We start from the raw sequence: 18,110 nt of genomic DNA, 5'->3' as shown, positions 1-18,110 counted from the left end.
GGCCCGGGTGCGCGCCGGGCGACCGAGCGCGGGCGCGCCGCGCCGCGTACCGGCTGGCGGGTTGTTGCGACGGCCGGGTCCGCGCGGGCGGTAACATCCGCTCGGACCCGGCCGAAGTGAGGACCTGCGTGGGCGTGCGATTCGAGGAACTGGCCTGGCGGGAGACCCCGATCGGCGAGATCAGCCTGCGCCGCCGGCACGACCCCGCGCTGGACCGCGAGGTATACGAGGTCAAGCTCGACGACGAGTTCCTGATGTCCAGCCTCTTCCCCGTCGCGGAGATCGAGCTGGCCCGGCTCGGGCTGGCCCCGCTGCGCGACGCGACGCTCGACGTCGTGGTCGGCGGCCTCGGCCTCGGCTACACGGCCCGCACCGCCCTGGAGGACCCCCGGGTGGCGTCGCTGCTGGTGGTGGAGGCGATCGAGGACGTCATCGACTGGCACCGCCGGGGCCTGCTGCCGTTCGCGGCGGGGCTGGCCGACGACCCGCGCACCCGGTTCGTCCGGGCGGACTTCTTCGCGGCCGTGGCCGACGGGGCGGGCTTCGACCCGGACTCACCCGGCCGGCGGTTCCACGCGATCCTGCTCGACGTGGACCACTCGCCCCGGCACGTGTTGCACCCGAGCCACGCCCCGTTCTACACCGCCGAGGGCCTGCGCCGCCTCGCCGACCTGCTGCACCCGGACGGGGTCTTCGCGCTGTGGTCCAACGACCCGCCGGACCCGGACTTCCAGCGGGTGCTCACCGGGGTGTTCCCGACATCCCTGGCCCACGTCGTCCGCTTCCCCAACCCTTTGCAGGGCCGGGAGTCGGCCAACACCGTCTACGTCGCCCGCCGTTGACATCCTCTCCGCCTTCGTAACGGGGTACCGGCGTCCCCCTGCGGGACGGCGACGGCTGCCCCGGACGCGCCCACGTTGATCCAGTGCACCCGAGGCCCGTTCACGCGCTGGCCGAGGGCGGCCGACGCCGTCCTCGCCACCGCCCTGTTCGTGCTCACGCTGCTGCTCACCGACGGGGCGGGCGACTCCGTGGTGCTACGCGACGTCGGTGCGGTCCCGCTCTGGATCGTGCTGCTGCTCGCGTCGCTGTTGCCGGAGCCGCTGTCACCGGCCCCGCACACCGGGCCCGCCTCGAGCGTCACACCCGGGCCTGGGCGAGGTCGCGGCCGGCGGTGGCTCGAATGGTCCGGGGCCAGGTCCACGCGGCGCGCAGGATGAAGGCCAGGAGCAGCACCTCGAGTCCGATGGAGAGGCCGTAGAAGTAGAAGTAGGTCCAGGACTCGCCGTCCGCGTTGTACACCGAGACGGGGATGTAGAGCGTTGCCACGACGAGGTTGGTGGCGCGGTTGGCACGGGCGGGGAGCGTCGCGGAGAGCAGGATCATGAGGATCGGGATGGCCATGAGCGTGAGCGCAAGGGCGACGAAGGTGGGGCCGGTGTCGAACTCATGGACGACGCCGACCAGGATGTCGTCGATGAAGCCGGGCTTGTACAGGGAGAGGTAGTCGACGTAGATGTAGAGGAACATGAAGCTGGCCCAGGCCGCGGCGAGCTTCGCCTGGACCGGGATGTGCGCTTCCTGGAGCGCACCGGCTGGTCTGTCGGTTCTGGTCATCACGTCTCCTGCGTACTGGCGTCAGCCGGGTCGGCTCACTCGATGTCTTCAGCATGACCAGCGTTGACGGGCGCCACCTCCGCTTGCGGGCTCGAGCTGTCCCGGCCGCAGGCACGGGACATCCGCAGTACTTTAGGCTGATCCGCCCGAGCGGCGGCCCCCTTACGTTGTCCGGGAGGGGGGAGCATGCTTGCTGGGATCTGGGCTGAGCCTCGCCCCGCACGCCCGCCGGTGCGGGTCTGGCGGGACTGGGCGCTGTCCTCGGCTCTTGTTGCGATCTCGCTCGTCGAGGTATTGCTGCGCGACGACAGGGCATGGGCGCCGCTGCTGGTCGGTGTCAGCGTCGTGGTCGCGGCGTGCCTGCTGTGGCGACGCACGCGGCCGCTGGCCGCAGTCACCGTTGCCTTCGGAGCCGTTCTCGTGTTCGACATCGCGAGGATCGCGGTCATTGATGCCACCGGTCTGCTGGGCATCGCAGGGCTGCTTGTGTTGCCCTACGCCCTGCTGCGCTGGGGGGCAGGTCGCGAGGCTGCCCTCGGACTCGGCATCATCCTCATCTGGCTACCCGTCACCCTCATCGCGGAACCGACCTCACCCGCGGAGAAGGTCGCCGGTTACGGCTTCTTCCTGTTCTCGGCCGCGCTCGGCGCGGCAGTGCGCTACCGCACCAGAAGCCACGACCGCGACATCGAGCAGGTGCGGCTTCACCAGCGCAACGAACTCGCCCGCGAGCTGCACGACACGGTCGGCCACCGCGTCTTGGCCATCGCCGTCCAGGCACAGGCAGGTCGCGCGCTGTCCGCCGCAGATCCGAAGCGCGCGCTGGCCACCCTGGTCACCATCGAGGAAGAGGCGTCCCGGACGCTCAAGGAGATGCGAGCCCTCGTGGGCGTGCTGCGCGACGGAACGGACGCCGATCTCGCCCCCCGGCGAGGGGTGGTGGACGTCGAACGACTCGCTCGTCCCGGCGGCGAGGTGCTGGGCGTCCGCGTGCAGGTCTCCGGTGACGTCGAGGCCGTTGAGCCAGCAGTCAGCACCGCCCTCTACCTGATCGCCGCCGAGGCGGTCACCAACGCGACCCGCCACGCCTCCGGCGCCACCCACGTCACCGTCGACGTCACCGCATCCCGCAGCCAGGTGCACCTGCGAGTGCGCGATGACGGCGAGGCGAGTACGACCAGGTCCCCGCACGTCGGCTACGGGCTGCGCGGCATGGCCGAGCGGGCGAGCCTGCTCGGCGGCACCCTCCGGGCGGGACCTGACCCGAACGGCGGCTGGAGCGTCGACGCCTCGCTGCCTCGGATAGCGCGCGCGTCATGACCATCCGCGTGCTGGTCGCTGACGACCAGGACATCGTCAGGGCAGGGCTCTGCATGATCCTGGACGCCCAACCGGGCATCACCGTCGTCGGCGAGGCCGCCGACGGCCGCCGGGCGATCGCCATGGCTCGTTCGCTGCGTCCCGATGTGTGCCTGCTGGACATCCGCATGCCCGAGGTCGACGGGATCGAAGCCACCCGCCAGCTCGCCGGGGCCGACGTCGCCGATCCTCTGGCCGTCGTCGTCATCACCACTTTCGACCTCGACGAGTACGTCTACGGCGCGCTGAAGGCAGGCGCCCGGGGCTTCCTCCTCAAAGACGCCGGCGCCGAGATGCTCACCCAGGCCATCCATGCCGCCGCCCGCGGCGACGCCCTGATCGCACCGAACATCACCGCGAGGCTCCTGTCCTCCTTCGCGAACAGCCGCTCGCGCTCGGTGCCACCTGAGCCTGTCGAGCCACTGACCGCTCGCGAGGAACAGGTCCTGCTGGCTGCCGCTCGCGGGCGGACCAACAGCGAGATCGGCGATGAGCTGTCCATCAGCCTCAGCACCGTCAAGACCCACATCGCCGCCCTGATGCGCAAGCTCAACGCCCGCAACCGCGTCGAGATCGTCGTGTGGGCCTACGAGACACGCCGCGTCGACACCTGATCGGCGCCCACACACTCGATCGCGGAAGCAGGAGCGCCGGGTGGCCGGATAAGGCGAGGGACTCACCTCGGGCGGGTCGAGTGGGCATCCGCTGGCTTCGGGCGCACCGTCGGACGTCCCCTTCCTACACAGGTTGCGCCCTGCGGTGTCCCGGTCGTGTGTCACGGTGCTCGGTGCCCCGAAGGATCGACCACCGTGTCGGCGGCGGCCGACCCGTCACGGCTCCGACGTCCCGCAGACGCGCTAGCTTGATCTTTAACCTGCTGGGCGATGGCCTCGACCCCGGCTGATCATGTCGTGAAGCAGTACATCGAGCAGCAGAACCGTCCGGCGCAATTAAGACACTGCTCGGGCCTTGGCGGCACTCCCAGCACAGGCCTTCACCCCCGGCCTGAAGGCCGGAGCACTGGCCCGCATTCCGGGTAGCCGGCGACACCGGCCGGCGACACCAGGCCGGCGGGCATGGTGTCTGCGGGCATGGTGACGGCCGAAGCGGGAATGGCGTCTGGGCCGCGCACGCGGCGGACGCCCGGCCAACGGGACCGTCCGGTCATCGGGAGGTGGACATGCGGGCCTTGCTCTGGGTCGTCGGTGTCGTCGGCGGCGCGCTCATCCTGCTCGGACTGCTCCTCGAAGCGGTCCGGTGGCTGGTGATCATCGGGGTGATCGCGCTGCTCGCGGTCATCGTGTTCGCGTTCGTCAAGGGCCGGCAGGCGGTGCAGCACCGGCACTCGGCAAGACGCTGAGCGCCGCCGAGGGCGGCCGGACCTCCGGTGCGATCGCTTGTCCTGCCGTGACGCGGTGATCTAACATCATCACGATGTGCGACCACCGTGTCCGTAAGGGAGCCGCGACGTGTCCAACCGGGGCGCGTATTTCGTCGCCAACGACGCCATCCTGGATCTCGCGATCGCGTTCCTGAACAGCTTCCGGGCCCACAACCCGTCGATTCCGTTGTGCCTCGTGCCGTTCGGCGACGACGTCGAGGAAATCGCCCGGCTCGCAGGGGAATACGACTTCTCGATCTGGCGCGACCAGGCCAGGCTGAGCTGGTGTGACGACATCGGTCGCAGGTTCCACGGCCACACCGTCGGGCAGTACCGCAAGCTGGCGATCTGGGACGGACCCTTCGACGAGTTCGTCTACATCGACACCGACACGGTGGTCCTCAGCGACATCGGCTTCACCTTCCGGCTGCTGGACCGTTTCGACTTCCTCACGTCCCACTCGGACCTGCCGGACATCCGCAGGTGGGTGTGGAAGGACTCGGTGTACGCTGCCGGGGCCCTCAACCAGCGGCAGATCTCGTACGCCGCCAACACCGGTTTCCTGGTCTCCCGCAAGGGGAGCCTGGCACCGCCGGCGGTCGAGGCGCGACTCCCTGCGGCCCTGGCGCTCGCCGAGCACATGGAGCTGTCCTGCTACGAGCAGCCGCTGCTGAACTATCTCATCGTGACGGCGGGGCGTGAGTACGGCAGTCTGCTGACCATCGCGATGGCCACCGGGTCGTGGCGGATCCCACTGGAACGCTGGGCCGGCGACCCGTCGCTGGCCGTGCGGGACGGTCGGGTGGTCGGGTCGCGCACGCCGAGCCTGCTGATGCACTGGGCCGGCGAGTGGTCCCGCGCCCGGGCGACGAACCAGCAGATCCCGTACGTCGAGCTGTGGGACCACTACCGCCGGATGCGGGAGCACGCCGGCTAGGCACCACCGCCAGGGCGCGGAGCACGTCAGGCCGAGGAGGTCGCCAGGGCGTCCGTCCGCGCCTCCGGCTCGGCGGCCGGCGCTGCGGGAGCGGGGGCCTCGGTGGCACGGTTGGGCAGGGAGAGCCGGATGACCTTCCACCAGGCGGAGGCGACCTGCTTCGGCAGCGCCCCGGTGGTGTACGTCAGCCCGTACTTGGCGAACAGCGCCCGCACCTCGGGGGCGACCTCGGAGTAGCGGCAGCTCGGCAGGTCGGGGAAGAGGTGGTGCTCGATCTGGAACGACAGGTTGCCGGTCATGATGTGCAGCAGCCGGCTGCCGCTGATGTTGGCCGAGCCGAGCATCTGCCGCAGGTACCACTCGCCCCGGGTCTCCCCCTCGATGGAGGTCTTCTCGAACGTCTCCACCCCCTCCGGGAAGTGCCCGCACATGATCACCGAGTGGCTCCACAGGTTGCGGATCAGGTTCGCGGTGAAGGTGGCCGCGAGGGTGCTGAGGAACGAGGGCCCGGACAGCAGCGGGTGGATGACGTAGTCCTTGAGGAACTGGCGACGGATCTTGCGGCCGACCGCGCGGGCGCGGGCCCGGAACTCGGGGGCCTTGTGCCGGCCCTTGCGCAGGTTGCGGCCCAGCTCCAGGTCGTACGCGGCGATGCCGTACTCGAAGAAGCAGGCGTTGATCAGGTTCCACAGCGGCTGGCCGAGGTGGATCGGGTGCCACCGCTGGTCCTCGTCGACGCGCATGATGCCGTACCCGAGGTCGTTGTCCTTGCCGAGCACGTTGGTGTACGTGTGGTGCAGCTGGTTGTGCGAGTGCTTCCACTGCTCGGCCGGGGAGACGTGGTCCCACTCCCAGGTCGTCGAGTGGATCTTCGGGTCGCGCATGAAGTCGTACTGGCCGTGCAGGACGTTGTGGCCGATCTCCATGTTCTCCAGGATCTTGGCCACCGCAAGGCCGGCGGTGCCGACGACCCAGGCCGGCGGGAACAGCGAGAACAGCAGCACCGCCCGGCTGCCCAGCTCCAGCCGGCGCTGGGTGGAGATCACCTTGCGGATGTACGCGGCGTCGGCCTCCCCTCGGCTGGCGAGCACCCGGTCGCGGATGGCGTCGAGCTCCCGGCCCAGCGCCTCGATGTCGGCGGCGGTGAGGTGGGCGATCGGGTTGTGGGCCTTGTTCTGGATCGCGGTCACGTCCGGTTCTCCTGTCAGAGGTCGATGTCGCAGGTACCGGCCGCCGCCGACACGCAGGTCTGGATGAGTACGCCGTCGCCGGGGACGGCGGTGGTGATCTCCCCGTTGCGCAGGTCCCGGACCGCGCCCTGGCGCAGCGGCACCACGCAGCCGAAGCAGATGCCCATCCGGCACCCGGACGGCATGAGCACCCCGGCGTCCTCCCCCGCGTCGAGCAGGGCGGTGCCGCCGTCGGCGGAGACGGTGACCCCGGCGCGGGTGAAGGTGACGTCACCGCCGGCGCCCGGGGAGATCACCGTGGGCCGAAACCGCTCGGTGTGCAGCCGGTCGGCCGCCCCGTGGGCGGCCCAGTGGGCCTCGACCGCGTCGAGCAGGCCGACCGGGCCGCACGCCCAGGTCTGCCGGTCGAGGTGGTCGGGCACCAGGTCGGCCAGCTCGGCCACGCCGAGCACGCCGCCGGTGTCGGTGTGCCGCTCGACGAGGCGGATCGCGCCCCGGGCGGCGAGCCCGCGCAGCTCTGCGGCGAAGATCACGTCGTCGGGGGTGGGCGCGGAGTGCACCAGCACGACGTCCGCCGAGGCGGGCACGCCGGCGCGCAGCATCCCCATGACCGGGGTGATGCCGCTGCCGGCGGTCACGAAGAGGACCTTCTGCGGCGCGGTCGCGGGCGCGACGAATTCGCCCTGGGCCTGGTCGAGCTGGACGAGGGTGCCGGGCCGGGCCCGGCGGACCAGGTGGTTGCTGACCCGGCCGTCCGGGATCGCTTTCACGGTGACCGTGATCAGGCCGTCGCGGCGGCCGGGGGCGGAGGTGAGGGAGTAGGCCCGCCACTGGCGGACCCCGTCGACGTCCACGCCGAGGCGGACGTACTGCCCGGGGGTGTGCCCGCGCCAGCCTCGGCCGGGCCGGATGGTCACCGTCGCCGCATCCCGGGTCTCCGGTCGGACGTCGAGGATCCGCCCGCGCAGGGCGGCACCGGAGCGCAGCGGCGCGACCAGGTCGAGGTAGTCGTCGGGCAGCAGCGGCGTGGTGACCGTCTCGGCGAGCCGGAACAGCCTGTCCCGGACGGTGCGGTGGCCGGACGGACGCGGGACGGTGGTGGTCATAGGACCAGGGTGGCGGACACGATCGCATAACATCTTGGCCAAGAGAGATGAAAGCGCCGCACGGTTTTGTTCCGGGAGGACAACGATGCCGGAAGAGTCCGGGACCAGCCGCCGCGTTGCCCACCTCGAACTGGACGCGCCGACGGCCGCCCGGTTGCTCGCGGTGCTGCCGGTGGTCGCCGAGCGCACGGTCACCGCGATCACGGCCGAGGTCCCGGCCTACTCGGGCACCCTCACCGGGCAGATGCGGGCCAAGATCGAAAACGCGGTACGCATCGCGTTGGGCACCTTCCTCCAGCTCGTCGGGCGGCCCCAGGCGGCGGCGGACCCGAGCACCCCGCTGGCCCCGGCGCTGGAGGCCGCGTACGCCCTCGGCAGCGGCGAGGCCCGCTCCGGCCGCAGCATGGACGCGCTGCTGGCGGCGTACCGGGTGGGGGCACGGGTGGCCTGGCGGGAGGTTTCCACCGCCACCGTACGCGCCGGGCTCGCGGCGACGACGGTCGCCGAGTTCGCCGAGCTGATGTTCGCCTACATCGACGAACTCTCCGCCGCCAGCGTGGCAGGGCACGCCGACGAGCTGGCCAGCGTCGGCCGGGCCCGGCAGCGCTACCTGGAGCGGCTCACCCAGCAGTTGCTGGCCGGTGAGGCCGAGGACGTGCTGCGCCGCAGCGCCGAGCGGGCGGACTGGCCCCCGCCGCAGACGCTGACCGTCGTGCTGCTGCCCCGCAGCGGCCTGCGCACGGTGCTGACCGCGCTGAGCCCGCAGACGCTGGAGAGCGGGGAGGACATGCCGGGGACGGAGCCGGCGGAGGAGCTGGCCGTGCTGCTGGTGCCCGACGCCCACGGCGGCCGGCGGCGGCAGCTGGCCCGCGTGCTGCGCGGGCACCGGGCGGTGTTGGGGCCGGCCCGGCCGTGGCACCGGGTGGCCGGGTCGTACGAGCGCGCCGCCCGCGCGCTGCTGCTCGGGCTGCCCCGCGCCGACGCCGACGCGCCGCTGGACACCGAGCGGCACCTGGCACGGCTGCTGCTCAGCACGGACCCGGAGGCCCTGGCCGACCTGCGCGCGCAGGTGCTGGAGCCTTTCGCCGCGCTGCCGCCGGCCACCGCCCACCGGCTCGCCGAGACGCTGCGGGCCTGGCTGCTGCACCAGGGCCGCCGCGACGACGTGGCGGCGGCCCTGTTCGTGCACCCGCAGACGGTGCGCTACCGGATGGCGCAGGTGCGGGAGCTGTACGGCGACCGGCTGCTCGACCCGCAGACCGTGCTGGACCTGACGCTCGCCCTGGCGGTGCTGCCGGCACCCCAGGAACGCGACTGAGACGGGCCGGCGGGTCGCCGCGCCACGGATCCGGGGCAGGCTGTGGGCCCGGGCCGCGCGGCGGGCCGGGCGGCCGAGGCGGGCTGCGGGGCTGCGGGGCTGCGGAACGGGCCTAGCGCACCGGGCGCGGCGGACCGGATGCGCGGAGGATGAACGCGACCGCCTCCCGGGCGGAGGTGGCCCGTGCCGGCGGGCCGACCAGGTGGTCGAGGGCCCTGCGCCAGGACTGCGTCACCAGCAGGTGGCCGGCGTCCGGCACGACCTCCAGCCGGGCGTCGGGCAGCGCGTCGCGCCACCAGCGGCCGTGCTCAGGGCCGGCGAGGGCGTCGTCGGCCCCGTAGAGCAGCAGGGTGGCCGCCCGCACCTGGTCGGGCGTGAAGCCCCACGGGCGCAGCGAGTAGCCGGCGATGTCGTCCACCATCCCCCGCGCACCCTGGGCGAACGCCTCGGCCAGCATGTCGCCGATCCGCGTCGCGGTGCCGGGATCGGCCAGCGCGGCCTGGTCGGCCGGTGTCGCGCCGAGCAACCGCAGTGCCGCCGGGTCCCGGGGATCGGGTGGCACCAGGCCTGCCATCGCGGCGTCCAACTCGGCGCGGGCGTCGGCGACCGGCCGGTCGCGCAGCGCCGCGACCATGTCCCGCTGCCCCGGGTCGAGCCAGGGGACCTCCTCGTCGGGGGCGGGGGTGGCCAGCACGGCCACCCGGCGCACCAGGTCGGGCCGGCGGGCCGCGAGGGCGAGCGCGACCCGGCCGCCGGCCGACCAGCCCGCGACGGCCACCCGCCCGAGGCCACGCTGGTCGATCAGCTCGGCGAGGTCGTCGGCCGCGGCCGGCACGTCGGCCCAGTCGGCGGCCGGGTCGGAGCCGCCGTAGCCGGGCCGGTCGGGGGCGAGGAGGGTGACCCCGGCGAGGCGCGTGGCCGCCGGGTCGGGGTCGAAGGCACCGGAGCCCGGGGCCGGGTGGCAGAACACCACCACCCGCCGGCCGGTGTCCACACCGCAGCGGTGCACCACCACCCGGCGGCCGTCCCTGAGCGTGATCATCTCCCCGGTGCTGGACATGCGGCCGATTCTGACAGCGATGGGCCGGCCGGAAGACGGTACTGCGGGAGGTCACCCGATCGGGTGACCTCCCCCGCGGGGCCGGCGACCGTGACCCCGCCGGCCCCGGCGGGGCGGGTGCGGCCGGCGCCCCCGTGGTCACCGTCACCGGGAAGAGGGTAACCGACCGGAGGCGGCCGCGCGGGCCCTGGGAATCGCAGGACAGACAATTCCCGAATGGGGCCGGCTGCCGTCTCTTCCGTGTTTCGCGGCCGAGTCGTCTTTCTTACAGAGGTCAATTCCGCGCCCCGCTGTCGAAAGCGTCTGCGAATACCATGCACAGGTGAGGGAGAATCACGGCCGTCAGCCATGGGTGGCCCGTATCCGTGGCGCCAGCGGTCTGATCCTCGGCAGCGGGACGCTGCTGGGCGACCGGCACGTCCTCACCTGCGCCCACGTCATCGACCGCGCGGCCGGCCGCACGAAAGCGGGAGCCGCCCCGCCCGCCGGCCTGGTCCACGTCGACCTGGTCCGCCTGCCCCAGCTACCCGCCCGGTCCGCCCGGGTGGCGGCCGGCGGATGGGTGCCGGCGGGCGAGAACCGCCAGGGCGACATCGCCCTGCTCGAACTGTCCGATCCGGTCCCCGGCCGCCCGGGTGCCGAGCTGCGACGGCTGCCACTGTGGGAGAAGCACATCTACGCCTTCGGGTTCCCGAAGGAGTTCAGCGACGGCGAGACCGTCCACGCCGTCCTGTACGGCGGGGCGGGCCCGGGCAACGAGTGGATGCAGATGAATCCGAGCCCGGTGAGCCCCGGGCTCTGGGTGCGTAGCGGGTTCAGCGGCGCGGCGGCGGTCGACAACGAGACCGGCCACGTGGTGGGCATGGTCGTCTCCTACTACAGCGACCCCACCGCCGGCCGGTCGTACCTGATCCCCGTGGAGACGCTGCTGAACCACCTGCCCCTGCTCCAGACGTGGGTGGTCGGCGACTCCTCCGTCGACCGGGAACTGACGTCGATGAGCCGCGGCCGGGAGGACGGCGAGGTCGCCCGGCGGACGGCCGACTTCTTCGCCCGCCGCTCACCGGAGAACGTCCTGGTGGTCGTCACCGGTCCGCCCACGTCGACGGCCTCGGCCACGGTGCGCCGGGCCGTGGTGCTGTCCATGGCAGCTCCGGCCGCCGTCGGCCGGGCCGGCCGGCGACGAGCGGGAGCCGTCGGTGCCGCCGCTGGGGAGCATCGACCTGGCGCTGGACGCCTCCGGCAAGCCGCCCCGGGAGTTGGCCGAGCGGATCCTGGGCTTCGTCGGCACGGCCGGGCCTTCGGCGGAGGCCGTGGTGGGCGACGTGCTCGGCGACGCGGCGCCCCGGTCGCTGCTGATCGACGGCGTGGACGAGTCGACCGACCCAAAGGCGCTGGTCGCCGACGTCGTCGGTCCGATCGTCGACCGCGCCGCCGAACGCGACCTGCGGGTCCTGGTGGGCTTCCGCAGTCCCGCGGTCGGTCTGCGGCTCGCGCTGCTGGCCCGGCGGATCGCCGGGCTGCGCGAGGCCGAGCGCCTGACCCGCGAGCAGCACCGCCGGCTCGGGGCGCGCGTGAGCGGGCTGCCACCGGCGAAGCCGCGGGCCACCCGGCTGCGGATCCGGCTCACCACGCTGCTGGCCGCCGCCCGGGAGCCCGACCCCGGCCCGTTGCTGGAGCACCTGGCCACCATGGAGCAGGGCACCGACCGGGCCCTGCACGAGGTGGCGGCGCTACGGCGCGAGCTGACCACGCGGGCTACCGTGCACCAGCAGCTGCGGGGGCTGCTGGACGCGCACCGGGCGCGCGCCGTGGCCGGCGGGTTGACCGAGCACCGGGGCCTCGGGCGTTCCTACCGACGGGCCCACGACCTGCTCTGGGCCGGCCCGTGCGACCTCACCGACGCCACCGACGCCGTGCACGCCTACGCCGAGGCGGTCCGCCGTGCCCTCGGCGACCGGCGGGAAGGGGCGCCGTCCTGATGCGCTGTGCGCGTACCCCGGGCTGTCCCGGCGCCGTCGACGCCGACGGCTTCTGCGAGGTCTGCGGCCTCGCGGCCCGACCCGCGCGGTCGGTGCCCCGGGCCTCGACGCCGACGGCCGGGGCACCGGTCGGCGACGAGACGTGGCCGGTGGCCGGCCTGGTGTCCCTGCCGGTGCGCAACTTCGCCGGCCACCGGCGCGCGACGGCCGGCCTGACCGTGCCCGAGCACGAGCGGTTCTGCGCCAACCCCGCCTGCGGGGAGCAGGTCGGCCGGGGTGGGGCGGAGCGGCTCGACCACGGCTACTGCTTCCGCTGCGGGACGCCCTTCGCGTTCGTCTCCGCCCTCGCGCCCGGCGACCTGGTGGCCGGCCAGTACGAGGTGGTCGGATACCTGGCCCGGGGCGGCCTGGGGCAGGTCTACCTCGCCGAGGACGTCCACCTGGACCGCAAACCCATGGCCCTGAAGCGGCTGATCAACAAGACCGAACCGGATGCCCTCGCGATCGAGGTCTCGGAACGGCAGTTCCTGACCACCCTGGACCATCCGAACATCGTGCGGATCTTCAACTTCGTCAGCGCCCAGGACCGGCTCTTCGGCGGGCAGACCAGCTACATCGTGATGGAATACCTGGAGGGGATGGCGCTGCACGAGCTGCGGCAGGCCGCCGCCGACCCGGCCCGGCCGGCGGTCACGCTGCCGCTGGTGGAGATCCTCGCGTACGGTCACGAGATCCTGACCGCGCTGGACTACCTGCACGGCAAGGGGCTGCTCTACACCGACCTGCACCCGGGCAACGTCATCCGCACCGCCGACCGGGTCAAGCTCATCGACCTCGGCGGGGTGCGCCGCGCCGAGGACCGGCACAGCCCGAAGGTACGCACCGAAACCTACGGGGTGAGCCCGGCAGAGCTGGCCGCGCACGGGTTCACCGTGCGGTCCGACCTCTACGCGGTCGGCGTCATGCTGCGGGAGCTGAGCAGGCCCCCGCTCGGCACCACCGACCGCGATCCCGACCTCGGGGCGGAGTCCTTCGGGCGGCTGGTCGCCCGCGCCACCCACCCCGAGTGGCGCCGCCGCTTCGCGTCCGCCTCCGAGATGTCCGAGCAGCTCAAGGGCGTGCTGCGGGAGCTGTTGCCGGCTCCCCCGGCCGACCGCACCCAGGAGCCGTCCACCGTGTTCGCCCCCACGGCGGCGCTGCTCGACGCGGGGCTCGGCGCGGTGCCGGGGCTGGCGGCCTGGACCGACCCGTCCGCCGCCGAGGTGCCGCACCACGGCCGCCCGGCGCCGGCATCGGTGGCCACCGGCCTGCCGGTGCCCCGCCCTGCGGCCGGCGACCCCGCCACCGCCGCCCTGCACCTGATCGGTGCCCTCGACCCCCGCAGCCTGCTGGCCCGGCTCGCGGCGTTCGAGGCGGACTCGGTCGAGCTCCAGCTGTCCCGCTGCCGGGCGCACCTGGAGCTGGCCCGACCGGGCCCGGCCCAGGAGGCGCTGGCCGTCGCCGCCGGGCTGCTGGGCGAGGACGCGGCGGCCGACTGGCGGCTGGTCTGGCACCACGGCCTGCTGGCGCTCGCCCGGTCCGACGCGGGCGGGGCCACCGAGCGGTTCGACCGGGCGTACGGGGAACTGCCGGGCGAGGTGGCCCCGAAGCTGGCGCTCGGCTACTGCGCGGAGCAGCGGGGCGACGCTGGCGAGGCGACCCGCTACTACCGGGCGGTGTGGCGCCGGGACCGCTCGGCCGCCAGCGCCGCGTTCGGGCTGGCCCGGCTGCGGCTGGCCGACGGCGACCGGGAGGCGGCGGTGCGGTTCCTCGACGGCGTCCCCCGCGTCTCCCGGCACTACGACGCCGCCCAGGTCGCGGCCGTGCGGGTGCTGGCCACCCGGCTCGGCGACGATCCGCCCGGCGCGGAGCACCTCAACGAGGCGGTGCGCCGCCTCGGCCGGCTGCGGCTGGACGGGGGCGCCCGGCACGGGGAGGCCCGCGACCGGATGACCGCGGTGATCCGGCAGGCCGCCCTGGACCGCGTCGGAGTCCACGGCGCCGGCGGCCTGGCCGGCGGCGAGACGCTGGGCGACGCGCCGTCGGAGCGGTCCCTGCGACGGCTGGTGGAGAGTTCCCTGCGCGACCTGGCCCGGCAGGCGCGCACGGCCAACGACCACGGTGTCCTCGTCGACCGGGCGAACGCGGTCCGGCCGCTGACCTTCCTGCGATCATGGTGAGGAGCGACCCGGTGTCCAGCGCGCTCGACTTCGACCTGCGGATCGACCACGACCGGTTCCTGTCCACCAGGGATCGCCAGCTGCACGCGATCCTCACCGTCACCGCGCGGGCCGGGGCGGGCGACGCTCCGGCGGAGGCCGACGGCTCCGGCTACGCCGAGGTGATCCTCGTCGACTGCTCCGGGTCGATGGCGCACCCGCCGACCAAGCTCGGCGCGGCCCGGCGGGCCACCGCCGCGGCCGTCGAGATGCTGCCGGACGGGGTCCGCTTCGCCGTCGTGGAGGGCACCCACGAGGCCCGGATGGTCTACCCCGCCCATCGGGGCCTGGCCGCCGCCTCACCGGCCACCCGGGACGAGGCGCGGCGCGAGCTGGGCCGGCTCGCCGCCGCCGGCGGCACGGCGATCGGCACGTGGCTGGAGCTGGCCCGGGAGCTGCTGGCGGAGCACCCCGAGGCGATCCGCCACGCCCTGCTGCTCACCGACGGCCGCAACGAGCACGAGACGCCGCAGCGGCTGGCGGAGGTGCTGGCGGCCTGCGCGGGGCAGTTCGCCTGCGACGCCCGGGGCGTCGGCGACGCCTGGGAGCCCCGCGAGCTGACGCGCGTCGCCGAGGCACTGCACGGCACCGCCGACGCGGTCCGCCGACCCGAGGAGTTGGAGGCCGACTTCCGGGCGACCATGCGGGCCACGATGGCCAAGCGGGTGGCCCGGGCCGGTCTGCGGATCACCGTGGTCCCGCCGGCGCGGGTGCTGTCCTGTCGGCAGGTGCATCCCACGATCATGGAGCTGCCCGTGACGCCGGTCGACGACCGGTCCGTGGCCTGCGCGACCGGCTCCTGGGGGGTGGAGAGCCGGGAATTCCACCTCTGCCTCGAGGTGGACCCGGCGGGCCGGCCGACGGGCGAGGACCTACGGGTCGCCCGCGTCGACCTGCTGGTGGACGACGCGCCGGCCGCCCGGCCGGTGAACGCCCTGGCGCACTGGACGGAGGACCTGGCCCTGTCCAGCCGGATCGACCCGCGGGTGGCCCACTACACCGGGCAGGAGGAGCTGAGCCGGCTCATCGCCGACGGCTGCGACGCATACGACGCGGGCGACCGGGCGACCGCCGCGCACCTGCTCGGCCGCGCGGTCGAGCTGGCCACCGCCGCCGGGGACGCGTTCCACCTGGAGCAGCTGCGGCTGCTCGTCGAGGACGTCGACGCCGCGTCGGTACGCCTGCGCGACGACCTGCCCCGGCTCGACGTGATCAGCGTGGCCGTGCGGTCGTCGTTCACGGTGCGCGAGCAGGATCCGCGGGCGGCGTCGGCACCCGTGCCGGCCGCCGACGCCCCGCCCCGGGTCTGCCCGGCCGGCCACCGCTCGCCGCCGGGCGCCCGGTTCTGCCAGCGGTGCCGCCACGAGTTCCCCGATCCCGCCGACGCCGGACCGGTGCCGGCGTGAACGGCACGGCGCTGACCAGCACCACCCGGCGGACGCTGCTGCGGCTGCTGTGGGCGCTGCTCGCCGCGAACGCGGTCGCGCTGGCCGGTTGCCTGGCGGTCTTCCTCGGGGTGCAGCGGACCACGGAGGCGGCCTACGACCGTTCCGTGCCGGCGATCCTGGCCGTGTACGACACCCAGGTCGCCCTGCGGGAGGCGCACGGCGCGGCGGTGGCCAGCTTCGCCGCCGGCACCCGGTTGCTCGCCGGGCCGGGTGAGGACTACCAGAACCAGATCGCCCGAGCGGGCCAGCACCTCGCCGAGGTCGCCGAGGACAACGCCGCCGGCGACGACGGCAGCCGCGACATCCAGGTCGTCGAGGCGTCGCTGGTCACCTACACCGGCCTGATCGAGCGGGCCCACGCCCACTTCGCCCAGCCCGACGGCGGGGCGCTGGGCGCCGCCGCGCTGCGCGACGCGTCGAGCCTGCTGGAGGAGATCCTGGTGCGCCTCGATCTGCTGGAGGACAAGCAGGACGCGGCGCTGAATCGGCAGGTCGACGGGGTCTGGGCGGGCCGGGTGATGCTCCTGCTCTGGCTGCTGCCGGTGCTCGCCCTCGGCGCGCTGCTGGTCGCCGCCCAGCTGTTCCTGCGCCGCCGGTTCCGGCGGGTGCTGAACGCGCCGCTGCTGCTGGCGACGCTCGCGGTGCTGGCGATGGGCGGCACCACGGCGACGAGCCTGCGCTCGACCGACCAGCTCGGTGACGCCCGGGCCGCGACGCATCGGGCAGCCGAGGCTCGGGGGGTCCAGCTGGAGGCGCTGGCCGGCCGCAACGCCACGCAGTTGGCCGGCCTGCTCACCGCCGCCTGCACGCCGACGCCGTGCCCGGACACGATTGCGCAGGTCCTCGCGCCCCACCACGGCGGGCCGGGCTCGGGCACGGGCCGGGAGGCGGACGGGCCCGGGGCCGCCGGCCGGAAGGCGTGGCGACACGGCCAGGACGCCACCGGGCTCGCGGCGCGGGCCGCGAACAGTCGCGGCGGCGAGGTCGTGCTGCCCTCGGCGGCCCTGCTCTCCGCCGCGCTGGTGATCGTCGGTTTCCTGCCCCGACTAGAGGAATACAGGTATCGGCAACGATGAGACGCGGTGCGCTCGCCCTGACCCCGATCCTGCTCGCCGCCGGCCTGGCCGCCTGCGCCGAGCCCCCGCAGCCGCGCGCCCTGAGCGTCGTCGCGTCCTGGTCGGAGGACGGCGAGGGCGACACCGAGGAGGAGCGGAGGCGACGCAGCGAGGCCTGGCCCTTCCTGGCGGTGCTGGACGCCTTCATGGCGGAGACCGGGATCAAGGTCACCTATCAGGGCACCCGGGACGTCAGCCAGGTGCTGCGGTCCGGGGTCGACCGGGGCCGACCGCCGGATTTGGCGGTGCTGCCCCGGCTCAACGACCTGAAGGCGTACGTGCACAGCGGCGACCTGTTCCCGCTCGACGATGTCGTCCCGGCCGACGAGGCGGGTCTCGCCCCGCAGCTGCTCCGGCTCCCGCCCCCGGGGAGCACCCGTGCCCGGGTGTACGGGCTGTCCGTCGCCGTGCACCCCAAGAGCCTGATCTGGTACGGCACGAACGCCTCGCGCGGCCCCACCGTCACGTCGCCACCGGCGACGTGGGCGGAGCTGGTGGCGCTGACCCGCGACCTCGCGACAGGTGGCGGTGCGCCGTGGTGCCTCGGGATGGGGGCGCAGCCGCAGTCCGGGTGGCCGGGCACCGACTGGATCGAGGACATCCTGCTGCACCGGTCCGGGCAGACCGTCTACCAACGGTGGGCGGCGGGGCAGCAGGCGTGGACGTCGCCGGAGGTGCGGGGGGCCTGGCAGGCGTGGGGTGCGCTGGTGGGGGCCGGGCGGGGCACCCGAAACCCGTTGCTGACCGACTTCAACGTGGCGGGGCCGGGCATGTTCGTCTCGCCCCCGAGGTGCTTCCTCGATCATCAGGCCTCGTTCATCGTCCGGTCCTACCAGGAGTTCCTCGTCAAGCACCCCCCGAAGTCCGAAGCGGGCCGGCCGCCGCCGGCGTTCGACTTCTTCTCCTCTCCGGCGTTCGACCCGACGGACGCGCCGGTGCGGGAGATCTCCGAGGACGTGGTGGGCATGTTCGCGGACTCGCCGGAGGCGCGGGCGCTGGTCCGCTTCCTGGCCGGCGAGCCGGCGCGCCGGGTGTGGCGGGAGGCGAGCGGCCACCTGGCGTTCACCCTGAATGCGGACACCGACGCGGCGGCGTACCCGGATGGTCTGCCGCGCCGCATCGCGCGGACCCTCACCAGCGGCACGCTCTGCCGGGACGCCTCGGACATGATGCCGGCGGCGATGACCGCCGCGTTCCACTCGGCCGTCCTGCAGTACCTGGCCGATCCCACGCTGCTGGGCAGTCTGTTGACCGAGCTGGATAGCGTGCGGAACCGGACGCCGCCGCAGGAGTGGCTGGGGCTGTCCTGCCTCAGCCCACCGGGGTAGCCATCGAGAAG

General features: G+C 73.9%; 16 protein-coding genes and 1 pseudogene. 12 read left to right on the top strand and 5 right to left on the bottom strand.

Going from position 1 to position 18,110, the window contains the following annotated elements; translation table 11 throughout:
• Window positions 1-134 precede the first annotated feature (134 nt).
• Window positions 135-842 (top strand): spermidine synthase, encoded by a 708-nt coding sequence (locus ACFT41_RS04390; RefSeq protein WP_377613740.1) that lies wholly within the window; start codon window positions 135-137, stop codon window positions 840-842.
• A 298-nt stretch (window positions 843-1,140) separates the two neighbouring features.
• On the opposite strand, the gene ACFT41_RS04385 is transcribed toward ACFT41_RS04390, so the two are convergent.
• On the bottom strand, window positions 1,141-1,617 hold the full coding sequence (locus ACFT41_RS04385; RefSeq protein ID WP_377581139.1) for a DUF6326 family protein: 477 nt from the start codon (window positions 1,615-1,617) through the stop codon (window positions 1,141-1,143).
• Window positions 1,618-1,803: 186 nt separating this feature from the next.
• On the opposite strand from ACFT41_RS04385, the gene ACFT41_RS04380 reads away from it, so the two are divergent.
• The 4 genes from ACFT41_RS04380 (at window position 1,804) to ACFT41_RS04365 (ending at window position 5,294) form a co-directional block, all read left to right on the top strand.
• Window positions 1,804-2,937: a sensor histidine kinase gene (locus tag ACFT41_RS04380; protein WP_377581141.1), complete on the top strand. Its 1,134-nt coding sequence runs from the start codon at window positions 1,804-1,806 to the stop codon at window positions 2,935-2,937.
• Window positions 2,934-3,590: a response regulator gene (locus ACFT41_RS04375; RefSeq protein ID WP_377581144.1), complete on the top strand. Its 657-nt coding sequence runs from the start codon at window positions 2,934-2,936 to the stop codon at window positions 3,588-3,590. Before ACFT41_RS04380 ends, ACFT41_RS04375 begins: the two co-directional genes overlap by 4 nt.
• Before the next feature lie 566 nt (window positions 3,591-4,156).
• A complete protein-coding gene (locus tag ACFT41_RS04370; protein WP_377581147.1) occupies window positions 4,157-4,336 on the top strand; it encodes a hypothetical protein in 180 nt (59 codons plus the stop codon).
• Between the two features lie 109 nt (window positions 4,337-4,445).
• The gene (locus tag ACFT41_RS04365; RefSeq protein WP_377581149.1) at window positions 4,446-5,294 is read left to right on the top strand and encodes a hypothetical protein; all 849 of its coding nucleotides are present in this window, start codon (window positions 4,446-4,448) and stop codon (window positions 5,292-5,294) included.
• A 26-nt stretch (window positions 5,295-5,320) separates the two neighbouring features.
• On the opposite strand, the gene ACFT41_RS04360 is transcribed toward ACFT41_RS04365, so the two are convergent.
• Together ACFT41_RS04360 and ACFT41_RS04355 are read right to left on the bottom strand one after the other, a co-directional pair.
• A complete protein-coding gene (locus tag ACFT41_RS04360) occupies window positions 5,321-6,484 on the bottom strand; it encodes a fatty acid desaturase family protein (protein WP_377581152.1) in 1,164 nt (387 codons plus the stop codon).
• 14 nt (window positions 6,485-6,498) lie between these two features.
• Window positions 6,499-7,590 carry a ferredoxin reductase gene (locus ACFT41_RS04355; protein WP_377581155.1) on the bottom strand — a complete coding sequence of 364 codons (1,092 nt, stop codon included), beginning with the start codon at window positions 7,588-7,590 and terminating at the stop codon, window positions 6,499-6,501.
• Between the two features lie 85 nt (window positions 7,591-7,675).
• Here ACFT41_RS04355 and ACFT41_RS04350 point away from each other — a divergent pair, with 85 nt between their 5' ends.
• Window positions 7,676-8,908, top strand: coding sequence for a PucR family transcriptional regulator (locus tag ACFT41_RS04350; protein ID WP_377581157.1), 1,233 nt, complete (start codon window positions 7,676-7,678; stop codon window positions 8,906-8,908).
• Between the two features lie 112 nt (window positions 8,909-9,020).
• Here the strand turns inward: ACFT41_RS04350 and ACFT41_RS04345 are convergent, their stop codons facing one another.
• Complete coding sequence (locus ACFT41_RS04345; protein ID WP_377581160.1) at window positions 9,021-9,968, bottom strand: alpha/beta fold hydrolase; 948 nt, start codon at window positions 9,966-9,968, stop codon at window positions 9,021-9,023.
• A gap of 322 nt (window positions 9,969-10,290) precedes the next feature.
• Between ACFT41_RS04345 and ACFT41_RS04340 the strand changes: the two are divergent.
• Window positions 10,291-10,773, top strand: a pseudogene (locus tag ACFT41_RS04340) (trypsin-like serine peptidase); the annotation flags it as partial.
• Window positions 10,774-10,844: 71 nt separating this feature from the next.
• Here ACFT41_RS04340 and ACFT41_RS04335 read toward each other — a convergent pair.
• Window positions 10,845-11,114 (bottom strand): hypothetical protein, encoded by a 270-nt coding sequence (locus ACFT41_RS04335; protein WP_377581348.1) that lies wholly within the window; start codon window positions 11,112-11,114, stop codon window positions 10,845-10,847.
• Window positions 11,115-11,167: 53 nt separating this feature from the next.
• Between ACFT41_RS04335 and ACFT41_RS04330 the strand changes: the two genes are divergently transcribed.
• From ACFT41_RS04330 to ACFT41_RS04310, 5 genes are read left to right on the top strand one after another with little or no spacing between them, the layout of a single operon-like run.
• On the top strand, window positions 11,168-11,950 hold the full coding sequence (locus tag ACFT41_RS04330; protein WP_377581350.1) for a hypothetical protein: 783 nt from the start codon (window positions 11,168-11,170) through the stop codon (window positions 11,948-11,950).
• Complete coding sequence (locus tag ACFT41_RS04325) at window positions 11,950-14,169, top strand: tetratricopeptide repeat protein (RefSeq protein WP_377581341.1); 2,220 nt, start codon at window positions 11,950-11,952, stop codon at window positions 14,167-14,169. Before ACFT41_RS04330 ends, ACFT41_RS04325 begins: the two co-directional genes overlap by 1 nt.
• An 11-nt stretch (window positions 14,170-14,180) precedes the next feature.
• A complete protein-coding gene (locus tag ACFT41_RS04320) occupies window positions 14,181-15,614 on the top strand; it encodes a VWA domain-containing protein (protein ID WP_377581163.1) in 1,434 nt (477 codons plus the stop codon).
• Window positions 15,611-16,732, top strand: a complete 1,122-nt coding sequence (locus ACFT41_RS04315) for a hypothetical protein (RefSeq protein ID WP_377581166.1) — start codon at window positions 15,611-15,613, stop codon at window positions 16,730-16,732. Before ACFT41_RS04320 ends, ACFT41_RS04315 begins: the two co-directional genes overlap by 4 nt.
• Window positions 16,729-18,099: an ABC transporter substrate-binding protein gene (locus tag ACFT41_RS04310; RefSeq protein ID WP_377581168.1), complete on the top strand. Its 1,371-nt coding sequence runs from the start codon at window positions 16,729-16,731 to the stop codon at window positions 18,097-18,099. The genes ACFT41_RS04315 and ACFT41_RS04310 overlap by 4 nt, the downstream gene beginning before the upstream one ends.
• The last annotated feature ends 11 nt before the right edge of the window (window positions 18,100-18,110 follow it).

This window comes from Micromonospora sp. NPDC057141 (genome assembly GCF_042670805.1).
Lineage (GTDB): Bacteria > Actinomycetota > Actinomycetes > Mycobacteriales > Micromonosporaceae > Micromonospora.
Note: the sequence above shows the minus strand (reverse complement) of the source record. Positions and strands in the feature narration are given on the sequence as shown.